At 39.4% G+C, this 16,150-nt stretch carries 18 protein-coding genes and 1 pseudogene; 10 read left to right on the plus strand and 9 right to left on the minus strand.

Translation table 11 applies throughout. From position 1 onward, the window contains the following. Positions 1–62 precede the first annotated feature (62 nt). The 10 genes from OA84_RS04925 to OA84_RS11180 all read left to right on the plus strand — a co-directional run bounded on the left by OA84_RS04925 (position 63) and on the right by OA84_RS11180 (position 9,431). Complete coding sequence (locus tag OA84_RS04925; protein WP_039343301.1) at positions 63–1,274, plus strand: HD domain-containing protein; 1,212 nt, start codon at positions 63–65, stop codon at positions 1,272–1,274. 169 nt (positions 1,275–1,443) lie between these two features. Beyond that, positions 1,444–2,475 carry a UDP-3-O-(3-hydroxymyristoyl)glucosamine N-acyltransferase gene (gene lpxD, locus OA84_RS04930; RefSeq protein WP_039343304.1) on the plus strand — a complete coding sequence of 344 codons (1,032 nt, stop codon included), beginning with the start codon at positions 1,444–1,446 and terminating at the stop codon, positions 2,473–2,475. Beyond that, positions 2,468–3,865: a bifunctional UDP-3-O-[3-hydroxymyristoyl] N-acetylglucosamine deacetylase/3-hydroxyacyl-ACP dehydratase gene (locus tag OA84_RS04935; RefSeq protein WP_039343306.1), complete on the plus strand. Its 1,398-nt coding sequence runs from the start codon at positions 2,468–2,470 to the stop codon at positions 3,863–3,865. Before lpxD ends, OA84_RS04935 begins: the two co-directional genes overlap by 8 nt. Next, positions 3,866–4,654, plus strand: coding sequence for an acyl-ACP--UDP-N-acetylglucosamine O-acyltransferase (gene lpxA, locus OA84_RS04940; protein ID WP_039343311.1), 789 nt, complete (start codon positions 3,866–3,868; stop codon positions 4,652–4,654). It begins immediately after the preceding gene. A gap of 63 nt (positions 4,655–4,717) precedes the next feature. Continuing rightward, the gene (efp, locus tag OA84_RS04945; protein WP_039343313.1) at positions 4,718–5,281 is read left to right on the plus strand and encodes an elongation factor P; all 564 of its coding nucleotides are present in this window, start codon (positions 4,718–4,720) and stop codon (positions 5,279–5,281) included. Between the two features lie 126 nt (positions 5,282–5,407). Beyond that, a complete protein-coding gene (locus tag OA84_RS04950) occupies positions 5,408–6,310 on the plus strand; it encodes an LpxD N-terminal domain-containing protein (protein WP_039343316.1) in 903 nt (300 codons plus the stop codon). An 81-nt stretch (positions 6,311–6,391) separates the two neighbouring features. Further along, positions 6,392–7,264 carry a succinate--CoA ligase subunit alpha gene (gene sucD, locus OA84_RS04955; RefSeq protein WP_039343318.1) on the plus strand — a complete coding sequence of 291 codons (873 nt, stop codon included), beginning with the start codon at positions 6,392–6,394 and terminating at the stop codon, positions 7,262–7,264. A 21-nt stretch (positions 7,265–7,285) separates the two neighbouring features. Then, positions 7,286–7,960 (plus strand): porin family protein, encoded by a 675-nt coding sequence (locus OA84_RS04960; protein ID WP_039343322.1) that lies wholly within the window; start codon positions 7,286–7,288, stop codon positions 7,958–7,960. Between the two features lie 703 nt (positions 7,961–8,663). Beyond that, positions 8,664–9,074: a hypothetical protein gene (locus OA84_RS11175; RefSeq protein ID WP_052252123.1), complete on the plus strand. Its 411-nt coding sequence runs from the start codon at positions 8,664–8,666 to the stop codon at positions 9,072–9,074. Positions 9,075–9,149: 75 nt separating this feature from the next. Then, positions 9,150–9,431: a hypothetical protein gene (locus OA84_RS11180; RefSeq protein ID WP_156965039.1), complete on the plus strand. Its 282-nt coding sequence runs from the start codon at positions 9,150–9,152 to the stop codon at positions 9,429–9,431. Positions 9,432–9,648: 217 nt separating this feature from the next. Here OA84_RS11180 and OA84_RS04970 read toward each other — a convergent pair whose 3' ends face one another. The 9 genes and pseudogenes from OA84_RS04970 to OA84_RS05005 form a co-directional block, all read right to left on the minus strand. Beyond that, positions 9,649–10,965: an ABC transporter permease gene (locus tag OA84_RS04970; RefSeq protein WP_039343324.1), complete on the minus strand. Its 1,317-nt coding sequence runs from the start codon at positions 10,963–10,965 to the stop codon at positions 9,649–9,651. 21 nt (positions 10,966–10,986) lie between these two features. Beyond that, a complete protein-coding gene (locus OA84_RS04975) occupies positions 10,987–11,916 on the minus strand; it encodes an ABC transporter ATP-binding protein (RefSeq protein WP_039343327.1) in 930 nt (309 codons plus the stop codon). 88 nt (positions 11,917–12,004) lie between these two features. Next, positions 12,005–12,421 (minus strand): arsenate reductase ArsC, encoded by a 417-nt coding sequence (locus tag OA84_RS04980; protein WP_039343330.1) that lies wholly within the window; start codon positions 12,419–12,421, stop codon positions 12,005–12,007. Next, entirely contained in the window at positions 12,418–13,452 is a 1,035-nt protein-coding gene (arsB, locus tag OA84_RS04985) for an ACR3 family arsenite efflux transporter (protein ID WP_039343332.1), read from the minus strand. The genes OA84_RS04980 and arsB overlap by 4 nt, the downstream gene beginning before the upstream one ends. A gap of 78 nt (positions 13,453–13,530) precedes the next feature. Further along, positions 13,531–13,614 (minus strand): annotated as a pseudogene (locus tag OA84_RS11625) (DUF6428 family protein); the annotation flags it as partial. Between the two features lie 58 nt (positions 13,615–13,672). Further along, on the minus strand, positions 13,673–13,999 hold the full coding sequence (locus tag OA84_RS04990; RefSeq protein WP_039343335.1) for an ArsR/SmtB family transcription factor: 327 nt from the start codon (positions 13,997–13,999) through the stop codon (positions 13,673–13,675). Positions 14,000–14,229: 230 nt separating this feature from the next. Continuing rightward, positions 14,230–15,225 carry a tRNA dihydrouridine synthase DusB gene (gene dusB, locus OA84_RS04995; protein WP_039343339.1) on the minus strand — a complete coding sequence of 332 codons (996 nt, stop codon included), beginning with the start codon at positions 15,223–15,225 and terminating at the stop codon, positions 14,230–14,232. Between the two features lie 92 nt (positions 15,226–15,317). Continuing rightward, positions 15,318–15,521, minus strand: coding sequence for a hypothetical protein (locus tag OA84_RS05000; protein WP_039343342.1), 204 nt, complete (start codon positions 15,519–15,521; stop codon positions 15,318–15,320). Next, positions 15,518–16,150: a DUF3575 domain-containing protein gene (locus tag OA84_RS05005; protein ID WP_039343346.1), complete on the minus strand. Its 633-nt coding sequence runs from the start codon at positions 16,148–16,150 to the stop codon at positions 15,518–15,520. The genes OA84_RS05000 and OA84_RS05005 overlap by 4 nt, the downstream gene beginning before the upstream one ends.

Here is a 16,150-nt window from a genome sequence, read left to right on the forward strand (position 1 = left end):
AAAAACAAATATGTAAATTTGTGCCGTTCCAGCGGCAAATTTTTCGCTTTTGAAGGCAGCTTATGACCAATAAATTTAAAATCATCAACGATCCGGTTCACGGGTTTATCAATATTCCGCACGAAATTCTTTTCGATGTTATCGAGCATCCGTATTTTCAGCGTTTGCGTAGGATTTCCCAGACAGGACTTTTAAACCTGATTTTTCCCGGCGCCACGCACACGCGTTTCCACCACGCTCTGGGCGCGATGCATCTCATGTTTACCGCGCTGGAAACTTTAAAACTGAAAGGTGTCGCGATTTCTAAAGACGAAGAAAAAGGTGCGATGTTGGCGATTTTATTGCACGACGTAGGTCACGGACCGTTCTCGCACGCGCTGGAAAATATGTTGATGGATGATTGGCATCACGAAAAACTCTCCTTATTATTAATGCGGAAAATGAATGAGGAATTTAATGGCCAGCTTTCCACTGCAATTGAAATGTTTCAGGGAAAATATCACCGCAAATTCTTCAACCAGCTTATTTCCTCGCAGCTTGATGTGGACCGTCTGGATTATTTAAAGCGAGACAGCTTTTACACCGGTGTTTCCGAAGGTAGTGTGAATACACAGCGCATTATTTCCATGATGAATGTTTCACAGGATGAGTTGGTGATTGATGCGAAAGGAATTTATTCCATCGAAAATTTTCTCACCGCCCGCATGTTCATGTACTGGCAGGTGTATTACCACAAAACCGCTGCAATTGCAGAATTTCTCTTGGTGAAAATTTTAGCGCGCGCAAAAGTTTTGGTTTCACAGGGTGAAAATCTGCCGGCATCGGAAAATCTGAGTTATTTCCTCAATAAAAATAAATTTGAATGCGCGACCGCCGAAGATTTACAGCGCTTCACGGAACTTGATGACAATGATGTGATTCAGGCCATGAAATTTTGGTCGAAGAATGAGGATATTATTCTTTCTTATCTGTGCAAATGTGTCATTCAGCGAAATTTTCCGCGAACCATTATTTCTTCGCAGCCTTTTTCTGCGGAATTCATACAGGAAAAAATTAATCTCACGGACGAAAAATATGGTTCTGGCGCCGGCGCTGAGTTGGTGAATCAGCTTGCGCGGCACCTTTTACCTTATAATCAGGAAGAGCAACCGATATTTCTATTGCAGAAAAACGGTGAAAAAATCCGTTTGGACCACTCAGAAAATCAGATTCTGTCTTCGTTCATCAGCCAGCAAAACACGAAATATATTTTGGCTTTTCCGCGCGAAATTTAATTTAGAAAAATTCGGTGCTTTAAGGGCAAATTTTTTCACTTTTTAGCGCTAACCATTTGGTGTCATAGATTTTTCACGTAATTTATTTGACTATAATCGCCTCCGCTGGAAATCCATAAAAATCATAAAAAGATATAAAATATTTCATAATTTCCTATCTTTGCCGGATATGGAGTTTACCGCGTCGCAGATTGCAAGTTTTATTAATGGTCGGATTATCGGAGATGACCAAACCATCATCACGGGAGTGGCGCCCATAGAAAGTGCGGAAGAAGGACATCTTTCCTTTGTCGCACAGGCGCGATTTGTAGATTACCTGCGCGATGCGAAATGCGCGGTAATTATAGTTTCCGAAAAATTATTAACCGATATCCCGTACAAACCCACGATTATCGCGGTAGAAGATGCTTATCTTTCCTTTCAGATTTTAATGAATCTGTACCAGGAAATGCAGGGCCGCAAATCCGGTATTGAAGATGGTGCTGTTTTTCATGAAAGTGCAACGATTGGCGAAAATGTCTACATCGGCGCTTTTACCTGCGTGAGCGAAAAGGTAAAAATTGGTGCCGGAAGCCAGATATATCCGCAGGTTTTTATTGGTAAAAACGTGAAGATCGGTAAAAACTGTGTTCTGTACAGTGGCGTTCGCGTTTACGATTATTGTGTAATCGGCGACAACTGTATCGTACATTCAAACACCGTGATCGGTTCTGATGGTTTTGGGTTTCAGCCGACAAAAGATGGTTATCAGAAAATTCCACAATTGGGGAATGTAATTTTAGAAGATAACGTGGAAATTGGCAGCAACTGCAGCATTGACCGCGGAACGCTCGGTTCGACGATTATCGGACAGGGCACCAAAATCGATAATCTCATCCAGATTGCACACAACGTAAAAATCGGAAAACATAATGTTATAGCGGCGCAAGCTGGTATTGCTGGTTCTACGGTGATTGGCGACTGGAACCAAATTGGTGGTCAGGCCGGTATTGTGGGTCACATCAACATCGGAAACCAGGTAAAAATACAGGGACAAAGCGGCGTAAATTCTTCCGCAAAAGATGGCGAAATATTGTACGGTTCCCCAGCGATCAATGCGGGCGAATACCGACGAAATTACGTGCATTTCCGCAATTTTACCGATATTGTAAAACGTATAAATAATCTTGAGAAAAACTCAAAAGATAATACTAATGAGTGATAAGCAAAAAACTTTAAATGAAGAGGTTTCCCTTTCCGGGATCGGACTTCATACCGGTCGCGAAGTGACCCTGACCATGAAACCTGCAAAAGAAAATACAGGTTTCGTTTTTATTAGGACAGATCTTGAAGGCCGGCCGCATATTGAAGCAGATGTGAATTATGTGACGACGACTGAGCGGGGAACAACTTTAGAAAAACTGGGCGTTCGAATACATACCTGTGAACATCTTTTAGCAGCATTAGTTGGTTGCGACATTGATAACGCGATCTTGGAAATGAACAGCGCAGAGCCGCCAATTTTAGACGGCTCTTCTAAATTTTTCGTGGAAGCTATCGAAAAAGCCGGAATTGTAGAGCAATCTTGCGCGCGAGAATATTTAATTGTTAAAGAAGTGCTCAGCTACAGCGATCCTGCAACAGGTTCAGAAATTACAATTATACCTTCAGATTCTTACGAAGTGACGACTATGGTGGATTTTGGAACTAAAGTTTTAGGAACTCAAAACGCAACACTTAAAGATATTTCGGAGTTTAAAGATGAAATTTCTGCGGCTCGTACTTTCAGTTTTCTGCACGAGCTAGAAATGCTTCTGGATGCCGGATTGATTAAAGGTGGTGATATTTCAAACGCTATCGTTTATGTTGATAAAGAATTAACTCAGGAAACTTCTGAGAAATTAAAAAAAGCCTTCGGAAAAGATGAAGTTTCAATTCGTCCGAATGGAATCTTAGACAACCTGACTTTAAATTACCCGAACGAAGCAGCGCGTCACAAACTTTTAGATGTGATTGGTGATTTGGCTTTAGTAGGTGTGAAAATAAAAGGTAAAGTAATTGCCAACAAACCCGGTCATTTTGTGAACACTCAGTTTGCGAAAAAACTGAACAGACAGTGGAAATTACAGAAAAAGAAAAATGTTCCGGATATTGACATCAATAAAGAACCGGTTTACGACATTAACGGAATTATGCGTTTGATGCCGCACCGTCCACCATTTTTATTGATTGATAAAATTTTAGAACTTTCTGATTCTCACGTTGTCGGTCTAAAAAATGTGACGATGAATGAACCTTATTTCGTAGGTCACTTTCCGAAAGAACCGGTAATGCCAGGTGTTCTTCAGGTAGAAGCTTTGGCGCAGACAGGTGGAATCCTGGTTTTGGCCAGTGTTCCTGATCCTGAAAATTATTCAACTTATTTCATTAAAATTGATAAAGTAAAATTCAAGAAAAAAGTGGTACCTGGTGACACCATGGTATTTAAAATAGAACTGATTTCGCCTATCAGAAGAGGTATTGTACATATGCAGGGCTTCGGTTATGTTGGCGACAGCGTTGTCGTAGAAGCAGAACTGATGGCTCAGGTAGCTAAAAATAAACCGGACTAAATGATTCACCAATTAGCTGCCGTAGACAAACGTGCAATTGTTCATAAAAACGTGACTATCGAACCTTTCACCACCATCGCGGGCGATGTGGAAATAGGCGAGGGCACATGGATAGGTCCGAACGTGACCATTATGGATGGTGCAAGAATTGGCAAAAACTGCCGCATTTTTCCGGGCACTGTTATTTCTGCCATCCCGCAAGACTTAAAATTCGATGGTGAAGATACTCAGGTGATTATTGGTGATGGTACAACTTTGCGCGAATGCGTGACAGTTAACCGCGGTACCAAAGCTTCAGGTCAAACCATTCTCGGTAAAGACTGCCTTATTATGGCAACATCTCATATTGCACACGACTGCATCCTTGGAAATAATGTAATTATTGTGAACGGCTGTGGCATTGCGGGACACGTGGAGATTGGTGATTATACGGTTATGGGCGGCCTTTCAGCTGTGCATCAATTTGGTAAAATTGGGAAACATGTCATGATTTCCGGTGGAACTTTAGTTCGAAAAGATATTCCGCCTTACGTAAAAGTAGCGCGTGAACCCATGACTTATGCCGGAATTAATTCCATCGGTCTTCGCAGACGTGGTTTTAACAATGAGAAAATTTTCGAAATTCAGAAAATTTACCGCGCTATTTTTCAGATGAAAATGAACGTTTCTCAAGCGGCAAGTTACATTGAAAAAGAAATGTTACCAACCGTAGAACGCGACGAAATTCTGGAATTTATCCGCAATTCTCCACGCGGCATCGTTAAAGGTTACGGAACCGGAAAAGATTAAAACAATAAAAAAATAAACAACAACCGTTAAGCAATAATCTTAACTTTTTATCCAAAGATTTAAATGGCAACAAGCAACGATATTAAAAAAGGAATGTGTATCGAATATAGCAACGATATCTTCAAAATTATTGAATTTTTACACGTAAAACCAGGCAAAGGACCAGCTTTCGTAAGAACAAAAATGAAATCGGTGACCAACGGAAAAGTTTTGGACAATACTTTTTCTGCGGGACACAAAATTGACGAAGTAAAGGTAACAACGCGCAAATTCCAGTATTTATACGAAGATGACAACGGCTTCCACTTTATGAATAATGAGGATTTTTCTCAGATTTATTTAGACAAGGAAATGATTGAAAACGCACAGTTTATGAAAGCTGGTGAGGAAGTTACTATCATTTTAAAAGAAGCTGATGAATCGCCGTTGTCTGCGGAAATTCCGCCAACAGTATACCTTGATGTTATCGAAGCTGATCCGGGCGTAAAAGGAAATACAGCGACAAATGCCTTAAAAAATGCGATTGTAGAAACCGGCGCGCGCGTAATGGTTCCTTTATTCATCGAGGCTGGTGACAAAATTAAAGTAAACACCGAAGACGGTTCTTATTTGGAAAGAGTAAAATAATGCCGTTTTAGCGGCGAATTTTTTTGGGCAGCTTTTTCCGCCTTCCGCTCCCAATCTTTTGCTCGTTCCTCGCAAAAGGATTTCCGCTCAAGTCGGGCTGCAAAATCCGCAATAAATATTTATAAAATGACATTTGCACAACCTCAAACGCTGCAATCAATTGCTGAATTAATCGGCGCCAAAATGATAGGCGACCCGGATTTTCCGGTGCTCGGTACCAATGAAATTCACCGGGTAAAAAGTGGAGATATTGTATTTGTAAATCACCCGAAATATTACGAAAAAGCCTTAAAATCTGCGGCGACCATCATTTTGATCGACCAAAATGTGGAATGTCCCGAAGGCAAAGCGCTTTTGGTTTCCGATGATCCGTTTGGCGATTTCAATAAAATCAATCAGCATTTCACTAAAATCACCAATTTTGGTGAAACTCTGCATGAACTTGAAGTTGGTGAAAACACACAGATTCATCCATCAGTCGTTATCGGAAATAATGTGAAAATTGGCAGCAACTGCATCATTTTTCCCAATGTTGTGATTGGTGACCGCACAGAAATTGGCGATAATGTCACCATTCAATCAAACACTGTTTTGGGTGGAGACGCCTTTTATTACCGGAAAAAAGACGGAAATTTTGACCGTTTAATTTCGGTGGGAAATGTGGTGATTGCTGATAATGTTGAAATTGGAAATAACTGTACCATTGATCGTGGAGTTACCGATTCTACAGTAATTGGCGAAGGTTCGGTTTTAGATAATCAAATCCAGATCGGCCACGATACCGTCATTGGAAAAAAATGCCTGATTGCGTCCCAAACCGGCATTGCCGGCTGCTGCATCATCGAAGATGAGGTGACGATTTGGGGACAGGTTGGTATGGCGTCTGGCGTTCGTGTGGAATCCGGAACGGTACTTTTAGCAAAATGCGGCGTAAACCGCGATTTAAAAAAAGGAACTTATTTCGGACCGATTGCAGAAGAATTCAAGCAGTATTTGCGCAAGGAAATCAAACTCAAAAATTTGAAATAACGCCTGCTGTTCCTCTTTAATTCAATATTTATTGAGTAATTTTGTAAGCATTAAAAAATAAATAAATTTAAAAAATAAAAAATGTCAGTATTAGTAAACAAAGATTCTAAAGTAATCGTACAGGGATTTACCGGAAACGAAGGAACTTTCCACGCAGGTCAGATGATTGAATACGGAACCAACGTTGTAGGCGGTGTAACTCCGGGAAAAGGTGGTTCTGAACATTTGGGAAAACCTGTTTTCAACACGGTAGCTGATGCTGTAGAAAAAGCGGGAGCCAACGTAAGTATTATTTTCGTTCCGCCTGCGTTTGCTGCAGACGCCATCATGGAAGCTGCTGAAGCTGGAATCAAAGTAATCGCATGTATTACCGAAGGAATTCCTGTTGCTGATATGGTAAAAGTTAAAGAATATTTAGCCGGCACAAGCTCACGATTAATCGGACCGAACTGCCCGGGAATTATTACTTCTGACGAAGCAAAAATCGGTATTATGCCAGGTTTCGTTTTCAAAAAAGGTAAAGTAGGTATCGTTTCCAAATCCGGAACTTTAACTTACGAAGCTGCTGACCAGGTGGTGAAAGCCGGTTACGGAGTTTCTACTGCGATCGGTATTGGTGGTGACCCAATCATCGGAACTACAACCAAAGAAGCTTTGGAATTATTCATCAACGATCCGGAAACTGAAGCGGTTGTTATGATTGGTGAAATCGGTGGTAACCTTGAAGCTGAAGCTGCGCGTTGGTATAAAGAATCAGGTTCTACTAAACCAGTTGTAGGTTTCATCGCCGGACAAACTGCGCCAAAAGGCCGCACAATGGGTCACGCGGGAGCAATCGTTGGTGGTGATGATGATACCGCACAGGCGAAAATGGCAATCATGAGAGAAAACGGAATCAACGTTGTGGATTCTCCGGCTGAAATCGGTTCTACTGTAGCGAAAGTTTTAGGATAAGACACAAAAAACACAAGTGGTATGAAAAAAATTCTTTTAACTTCAGCCTTGGTCGCTTCCGTTGCTTTATCGGCGCAAATCGATTTAAGCAGCACGCGTTTCGGTATTACGGGCGGTGGAACGTATTCGCGGATTACCAATGCACACAATCCCTCCGGAGCGTTATTTTCCGGTTATGGTGGCGTTTTGGCACTGATTCCGATTGACAGCCGCGACCAGTTTTACCTGCAACCCGGCGTGGAATATTTGGGCGCTGGTGAAACCGGTAAAAACAAAGATTTCAAAGGTGCAAGCGGTTACGACGCGATTTATGCGAATAATTACATTAGTGTTCCGTTGTATTTCAAAGGATTTTTCTCCGAAGCTGAATCAGAATTTTTTGCCCTTGCAGGCCCGAAATTTAATTTTTTAGTCAGCCAGAAAGTTTCAGATGTGCCGGCTTCACGGCCATATTATGGCATTGAAGAGCTGCCGCAATATCCGGGCGTAAACGGCAAGGCCAGCAGCTTTAATATGGCACTGGGCTTCGGACTTGGTTTTTCCTACCTCCGAAAATTGGAGATTACAGCGCGCTATGATCTGGGACTTTCCAATACCTACAAAGGTTTGATGAACGAGCCGGGAACGGATCCAAGTATCGCGAAGAAAAAAACCGAACAGGTTGTAAGCGCCGGAGTAAGCTATATATTTAATTAAAATTAAAATTAAAATTAAAATTAAAAATTCCATCAAATCATTTTGATGGAATTTTCTATTTTGGGAAAATTGGGCGTTTTAGCGGCATATTTTTTCGAAATTATGAAATAGTTTTGATGCTAAAACATTTAACTACAACATTGAAAACATTTACGCTCGCTTCGCTCGCGCTTTTCTACTTCGAAAAAGTTGCCCTTTTAGCGACATATTTTTAAAAAAAACTTTGTCAAAGTTTTGAACTTTGACAAAGTGATGCGTCAAAACATTTTGCTGAAACTTTGATAACATTTGCGCTCACTTCGCTCGCGGTTTTCTACTTCGAAAAAATTGCCGTTTTAGCGGCATATTTTTAAAAAAACTTTGTCAAAGTTTTGAACTTTGTCAAAGTGATGCGTCAAAACATTTGCTGAAACTTTGAAAATATTGGCGCTCGCTTCGCTCGCGCGTTATCTTCTTATGAAAAATTTGCCGTTAAGAGAGCAAATTTTTTTAGCTTATAAAAACATTCAGAAAATTCATTTTCAGTTTACAATAACCTTTTGTATATTTCCCCATAGTAAAGTTTGCTTTATAACCACATTCTGAAATACACGATCACTGCTTATTATTATGATAAAAATATTTTTTATTTCAATATTCCTTTTTCCAGTTCTTAGTACTGCGCAAGTATGTAAGTGTAGATGATTTACGATCTAATTTTAGAGTGCAGGAATATACCTTAAAAACGGCTAAATTATATGAATTCAATAGTGAAGTAAAGATTTATAATGTATTTTTTTCCGAAACTGTAATTCTGCTTTTTTCCGTCCTTCCAGATTTGGAATCTGCGGAAAATTGGGTAAAAATACAGGAATCTGCTTTCAAAGATAAATTAGTTTCAAAAAGTAAAATTCGGTCGCTAGCTTTCAATTGGTTGGGGGATAATAGACCGAGCAATAAGACTTTCGAGTATAATTTATTAAAAAAAGAAAACGATGAATTTTATGTGTCAAAAGTATGTTTAACGGAGTTATTCCAAGTTCAAAAAACAAAATATCCCATCGTACTTTCGTATGGCGTAATTAATATTAATGAACAGCGGTTAAAAATAAAAGGAATGAAAACACTTTTTTAGCGACAATTCCCTAACGCTGATTTCTTTTTGGACCCTAGAAATAATTCTCGTGTAAATAATCTTGATAACTCATATTTGAAAAAATATTACCTATCAAAAGTCTTAAAAATAAAGAATCAACATGCATATCAATTTTGGACATTAGATGATTGGAATGTATGGGATGGATATAATATCAAAAGAGGAATTGATCGATTTGTTTATACAGAAAAGTTTGGGATAATCGGCGGCTCCTATGATTTTTATTTTGAGCTTAAGCCAAAAAATTCTTCGAATAGTTATTATACGGCGGGCGAAAATTTGCTATGGGATAATATTTGCCATGAAAAAGTAATGATTGCTGAGGAATTGAAGTAATTAAACTAAAAATTTTTTTTTGCAAAAATATGCCATTTTAGCGGCATATTTTGCAAGAAAATTCTCGACAAGGTTGCACTAAAAAATCTCTCTAGACCTTTGAAAATATTGGCGCGAGCGAAGCGAGCGCCGAAAAATCCATCAATAAAAAATTCCACCAATCAATTTTGGTGGAATTGTTATTTTAAAAAAATATGCCGCTAAAAGGCCATATTTTTTAGCTTCTGATCCATTTCCAAAGTTCTTTTGCACTGGCTTTATTTCCATACATCAAAATCCCAACGCGGTACACTTTCGCCGCGATAAAGACCATTAACAACGTCGAAAGCAAGAGCAAAAGTACAGAAACCAAAATCTGCCACACCGGAACACCAAACGGAATCCGCGCAATCATCGCCACCGGCGACGTAAACGGAATCATCGAAAGCCAGAAACCCAGCGGACCTTCCGGATTATTCATAATCGTAAAGCTGCCGTACATTCCCAACATGAGCGGAATTATGGCAAATAAAGTAAACTGCTGCGTTTCCGTTTCGTTGTCGACTGCCGAGCCAATTGCCGCGTACATAGAGCTGTAAAAAATATAACCCAACAAAAAGAAAACGATGAAAACCGCGATAATAAGCGGGAAATTCATGTCGAGTAAAATGTGAGAAATTTCGCCTGCAGTTTGCTTAAAATCGAATTTGTCAATCATCTCTGCTGACTGTTCACCACCAGGAATTTGGTTTTTCATCGCGCTAAAGCCGGTGTTTAGTGAAATTGCACCTAAAACCGCCATCGTAATCCAAATGCTGAACTGCGTTAACGCCACCAAAGTAACACCTAAAATTTTTCCCATCATCAGCTCAAAAGGTTTTACCGAGGAAATAATGATTTCTACGACGCGGTTGTTTTTTTCCTCCAGAACGCTGCGCATCACGCGGACGCCGTAAATGATGATAAACATGAAAACTGCGTACATCAGCACCAGCGCGAGGCCCGATTTTACACCGAAAGACAGGTCACTGTCGGTGCTTTTATTATCGACGACATTTTTGGTGTTCAGCTCGAAATTCTTTTCCAGATCCGTCATTTGACTTTCGGAAATGCCGAGCGTTTTTATTTTTTCTGTTCTGATGATTTTTGCTAAATCTGAGGCGACAGTTGTTTTCGTATCAAAACCAATTTTTTTGTTGATCAGCAGTTTTGTGTCTTTTTGTAACTGCTCATAATTGTTATTTTGCAGCGCCGGAATCACCAGTAAACCTTCAATTCCGTCCATGTCTTTCAGTGTACTTTCCAGCGATTTTTCATTTTCCGCGGGTACAAAGACATATTTTATCTGCGAATTTCCTTTCAGTTTAGTTACAAAAAGTCCGCTTTTATCAATTACATTGAAAGTGCTTGAACTTTCATTTGCTTTAAACATAAACGCAATCAAAAGACCGAAACCAATCATCAAAAGCGGGCCCAGAAGCGTAAGAATAACGAAAGATTTTTTCTTAACCTGCGTTAAATATTCTCTTTTCGTAATCAGAAATATATTTCTCATGGATTTTTTTTGTTGGATGGCTTAAAGTACAATTTCCGAGTTTTGGTTTCCGCTTACGGCATTGATGAACACTTCGTTCATACTCGGAATTTTCTCGTCAAAAGACCGTATTTTTCCGACTTTCATTAACTCATTTAAAAGCAAATGCTGGTCACGGTCGTTTTTCAAATCAAAAGAAATCAGCTCATTTTCTGTAGAAAAATGCTGAATATCAAACTGGTTTTTAAACTGCTCAAATTGCTCCAGATTCACTTCAGCAAGGGTAACATTAAAGATATTTTTCTTGAATTGTTCGCGTACGTCGAATACTTTTCCGTCCAGCACTTTTTTTGCCTGGTTAATGAGCGCCACGTAATCGCACATCTCCTCCACACTTTCCATGCGGTGCGTGGAAAGGATAATGGTGGTGCCGTTTTTCTTTAAATTTAAAATTTGGTCTTTGATGAGATTGGCGTTCACCGGATCGAAACCCGAAAATGGTTCATCCAGAATCAGCAGTTTCGGTCGGTGCAAAACCGTCACTACAAACTGTATTTTCTGCGCCATTCCTTTGGAGAGTTCACTCAGCTTTTTCTTCCACCACTGGTCGATTTCCAGCTGTTCAAACCAAAATTTTGCCTGCTGCAGGGCATCATTTTTAGACATTCCTTTCAGCTCACCAAAATATAAAATTTGGTCGCCAACACTCATATTTTTGTACAGACCGCGTTCTTCCGGCATATAACCGATCTGGCGAATGTGCTCCGGATTCAGCTTTTGATTATTGATAAAAACTTCGCCGAAATCGGCCTGCGTAATCTGGTTGATGATTCTGATGAAAGTGGTTTTTCCGGCTCCGTTCGGACCGAGAAGTCCATAAATGCTCGCCTCCGGAACATTGATGGAAAAATGGGAAAGGGCAAGTTTTTTTCCGGCGTTGTAGGTTTTGGTTACATTTTCAGCTTTCAGCATCGATTCAATTTAACTGAATTAGTCCTTTAAGTAGGATAAAAGTTACGGAATTGCGAATTAATTTAGTTTTAATTATTGGCAGCAATTTTTACAAATTTTCCCTTACGAAAGTTTCACAATAATTTTTGATTTCTTGCCTTACTTTTCTAAACTCTTCTTTAATTTCTTCCTTCGTGCCTGTTGCTTTTGCGGGATCCGAAAAATTGTAATGAAATTTCACAGCTTTTGTGGGGAAGAAAGGGCAACGTTCTTTGGCGTGGTCGCAAACGGTAATTACAAAATCAAAATCGATGTCCCGGTATTCATCAATGTTGTTTGAAGTGTGATTTGAAATGTCAATTCCGTCCTCTTTCATGGTCGCGATTGCCTGGGGATTTACACCGTGCGTTTCGATTCCGGCGCTATAAATTTCGGCTTTTTCGCCGGCAAAAAATTTTAAATATCCTTCCGCAATCTGACTTCTGCAACTGTTTCCGGTGCAAAGTACTAAAATGTTTTTTTTCATTTTGAATAAAATTTTTGTTTGAGATATAGACTTATTTTGACCAAAAGTATTAATACCGGAACTTCTACCAACGGACCGATAACGCCTACAAATGCCTGCGGCGAATGAATGCCAAATACAGAAATTGCCACGGCTATTGCCAGTTCAAAATTATTTCCGGTGGCAGTAAATGAGATGGAAGCGTTTTTATCGTAAGGAATATTCATTGATTTATTAATGAAAAAACTCACGAAAAACATTAATATAAAATAGATGATTAAAGGAATCGCGACTTTTAAAACATCCATTGGCAATTCTATAATTTTATCGCCTTTCAGACTGAACATCAATACGATAGTAAACAACAGAGCGTATAAGGTAATGGGTGATATTTTAGGAATAAACTGATGATTGTACCAATTTTTTCCTTTGTGTTTTACTAGAAAATATCTTGTTAAAAAGCCCGCTAAAAATGGAATTCCCAGGTAAATCAAGACACTTTCCGTAACATCGCGCATTGGAACAGAAACATTGAAATTTCCTAATCCTAATTTTTGCGGCAATACATTGATGAATAACCACACAAAAAAGCTGTAGGAAAAGATCTGAAAAATGCTGTTCAAAGCTACCAAAAGTGCGGCATATTCGCGGTTTCCTTTCGCCAAATCGTTCCAAACAATAACCATTGCGATGCATCTTGCCAAACCAATGAGAATTAATCCAATCATATAATCGGGTTCGTCTCGCAAGAAAATTAGGGCCAAAATAAACATCAAAACAGGGCCAATAATCCAGTTTAACAGTAACGAAATTGATAATACTTTTTTGTCTTTCAAGGCCATTGGCAATAAAGAATAATCCACTTTTGCTAAAGGTGGATACATCATCAAAATCAATCCGATTGCTAAAGGAATATTGGTCGTCCCGAGAGAAATTGCATTGATGTAATGAGGAATATCCGGAAGAAAATATCCTAAACCTACACCGATTGCCATTGCAAGAAATATCCAGAGCGTGAGATATCGGTCGAGAAACTTGAGTTTTGATTGCATATTCAAAGTTTAGCAACAACCGGAGTTTGGTGCACAAGAATTTTGATTAGCCTTTAATTCTACCAAATTTTTCTTTTGTTCCGGAACAAAAGTTCCGTTTTCTAACTGAAATTCAACATTTTCTAACGTTGGTAAAATCTGTTTTACATCTGCTAATTTCATCTCGTGATATTTTTGGTTAAAATTTAATAGGTAATATTGCGATATAGGAAACAAAAGTTTAACAGCATTTGGCCTGGGAAACAGTTTGTATAATTTTCGAGAAATAAGTATTTAAGATTTCAATCGTTTTTTCATCGATGCAGTAACAGACTGAATTTCCATCAATGTTTCCTTTAATGATTCCTGCATTTTTCAGTTCCTTTAAATGTTGCGAAACGGTGGGTTGAGCTAATGGAAGTTCATTCACAATATCGCCACAGATACATTCGTTTACTTTCATTAAATATTCAATAATGGCGATTCTTGCAGGATGCCCAAGCGCTTTTGCGATGGTAGCCATTTGGTTTTGTTGTTCCGTAAAATGTTCTGTTTTAGTAGCTCCCATAATCTTATAGTGTTTAATATTGCAATATTACGATAATTATGCTTTTGTATCATATTCTTTCTGTTAAAAACCAAAAATTACCTCATTTAGCTGGAAAAAAATTTGGTAAAAATTGCTGGTAGCTTTAATCTTAAGTCTAATGTTAGAAGAAACAGAAAGAATTGCTGGATTTTTAAAAATAAAAAAAACGGCCTTTTAGCAAGTGATTTTTCGAAAATTTGAAAAAATTTTTATGCGTCGAAGCTGTATTGGGAATAAAACTGATCTGCTTTTTCAATGACCTCGTCCATTTCTTCCAAAGTAAAAACCTCTAAAAACTGGCGCCGGAAATCTTTAAAATGCGGAATTCCACGGAAATAATTGCTGTAATGCTGGCGCATTTCTATTAAACCCAATCTTTCACCTTTCCAGTCTTTGCTCCATTCCGCGTGTTGACGAACAGCTTCAAGCCTTTGCGTAATCGTAGGTTCCGGTAAAATTTCACCCGTCGCGAAAAAATGTTTCACTTCATTAAAAATCCAGGGATAACCGATGGCGCCACGCCCGATCATAATGCCGTCGCAGTCGAATTTATTTTTGTATTCCCACGCTTTTTGCGCAGAATCGATGTCACCGTTTCCGAAAATCGGAATTTCGATATTGGGATTATTTTTTACTTGGTGAATGTAATTCCAGTCGGCGTCGCCTTTGTACATTTGGGCGCGTGTTCTGGCGTGAATGGTCAGCGCTTTTACACCAACTTCCTGCAGCCTTTCCGCAACTTCCATAATATTGATGCTTTCCGTATCCCAACCCAAACGCGTTTTTACGGTAACCGGCAAATGTGTTGAATTTACAACAGCTTTCGTGAGGCGAATCATTAAATCAATATCTTTCAAAACTCCGGCGCCTGCGCCTTTGCACACCACTTTTTTCACCGGACATCCAAAATTAATGTCTACAATGTCAGGATTTACCGTTTCCACAATTTTTGCGGAAAGTGCCATGGCTTCTTCATCACCACCGAAAATCTGAATTCCGACCGGTCTTTCATAATCGAAAATATCGAGTTTTTTGCGGCTTTTCATCGCATCGCGAATCAAACCTTCCGAAGAAATAAATTCCGAATACATCATATCTGCGCCGTGCATTTTGCACAGTTTACGGAAAGGCGGATCCGAAACGTCTTCCATTGGCGCAAGTAACAACGGAAATTCTGGCAGCTCTATATTGCCGATTTTTATCATGGTGCAAAGGTACTGGAAAAAGTAAAAAGGAAAAAGCAGAATTCGGCCCAAAAAATTTCCCGTTAAAGCAGGTAATTTTTTCGATTTAGCTTTTAATCAAAATCGTGGTGCGTGTCGTCTTTTGAATTTTTGTAGACAAACCACATTCCGATGGTAAGTCCGATAACGCCGGCAACCGCTGTCATCAGGGCGCGCTCCAGTTTGTCTGGCTGATCGTTTCCGATGTAATTAAAAAGAAATAAGATAATGAAAGTGATTGCCGCAATGACAGCAAATTTTTTAGATTTTATATTCATGATTTTAATTTATAGGCAATCATTACGCCGCCGCGGTAGATCAGCCATTCTCCGCTTCGGTTGTAATTTCTCGTCGGGTCTGTATCGTACCGGATTCCCAATTTTTTGTGCATTCCTTTGTAGAAACTCTGCACATTTCCGCCGCCCAAAAACAAATCCATATTCCAACGGTCGTTGAACTGAAACTGGTAGCCCGCCGTCGCGCCGAACATCGTGGAAAAACCAACTTGGTAAAGATCGGAAGCAATATAAACCGGCGAGTCGGGTGTGTACTGATAAGGGCCGTCGCTCCAGTAGTTCCATTTTTGCATGATGTAGCGCGAAGCGGCAATATTGGCGCCGAGATACCAGTTTTTAAAAGCTTCTTTAAAATAGTGTCGCGCATCTAATCCCACAATATAAATTTGCATGGGTCTTCCGTTGAAAGATTTCCAGGGTGAAATAAGCAAATCTGCCTGAAGGGTAACTTTGTCTTTTAACTGATATTCCGCGCCGGCATTAAGAATTCCGACAGGCAGAAAAAGCGCATTTGCTTTAAAATAAATTTGCGGTGACTGCGTGGAATCTGAAATTTGAGCTTTAGAAAGGAAAGAAATAAACACAGCGAAAACGAGGGGAAAAATTTTCAA

Origin of the sequence: Kaistella solincola (genome assembly GCF_000812875.1) — a bacterium.
Lineage (GTDB): Bacteria > Bacteroidota > Bacteroidia > Flavobacteriales > Weeksellaceae > Kaistella > Kaistella solincola.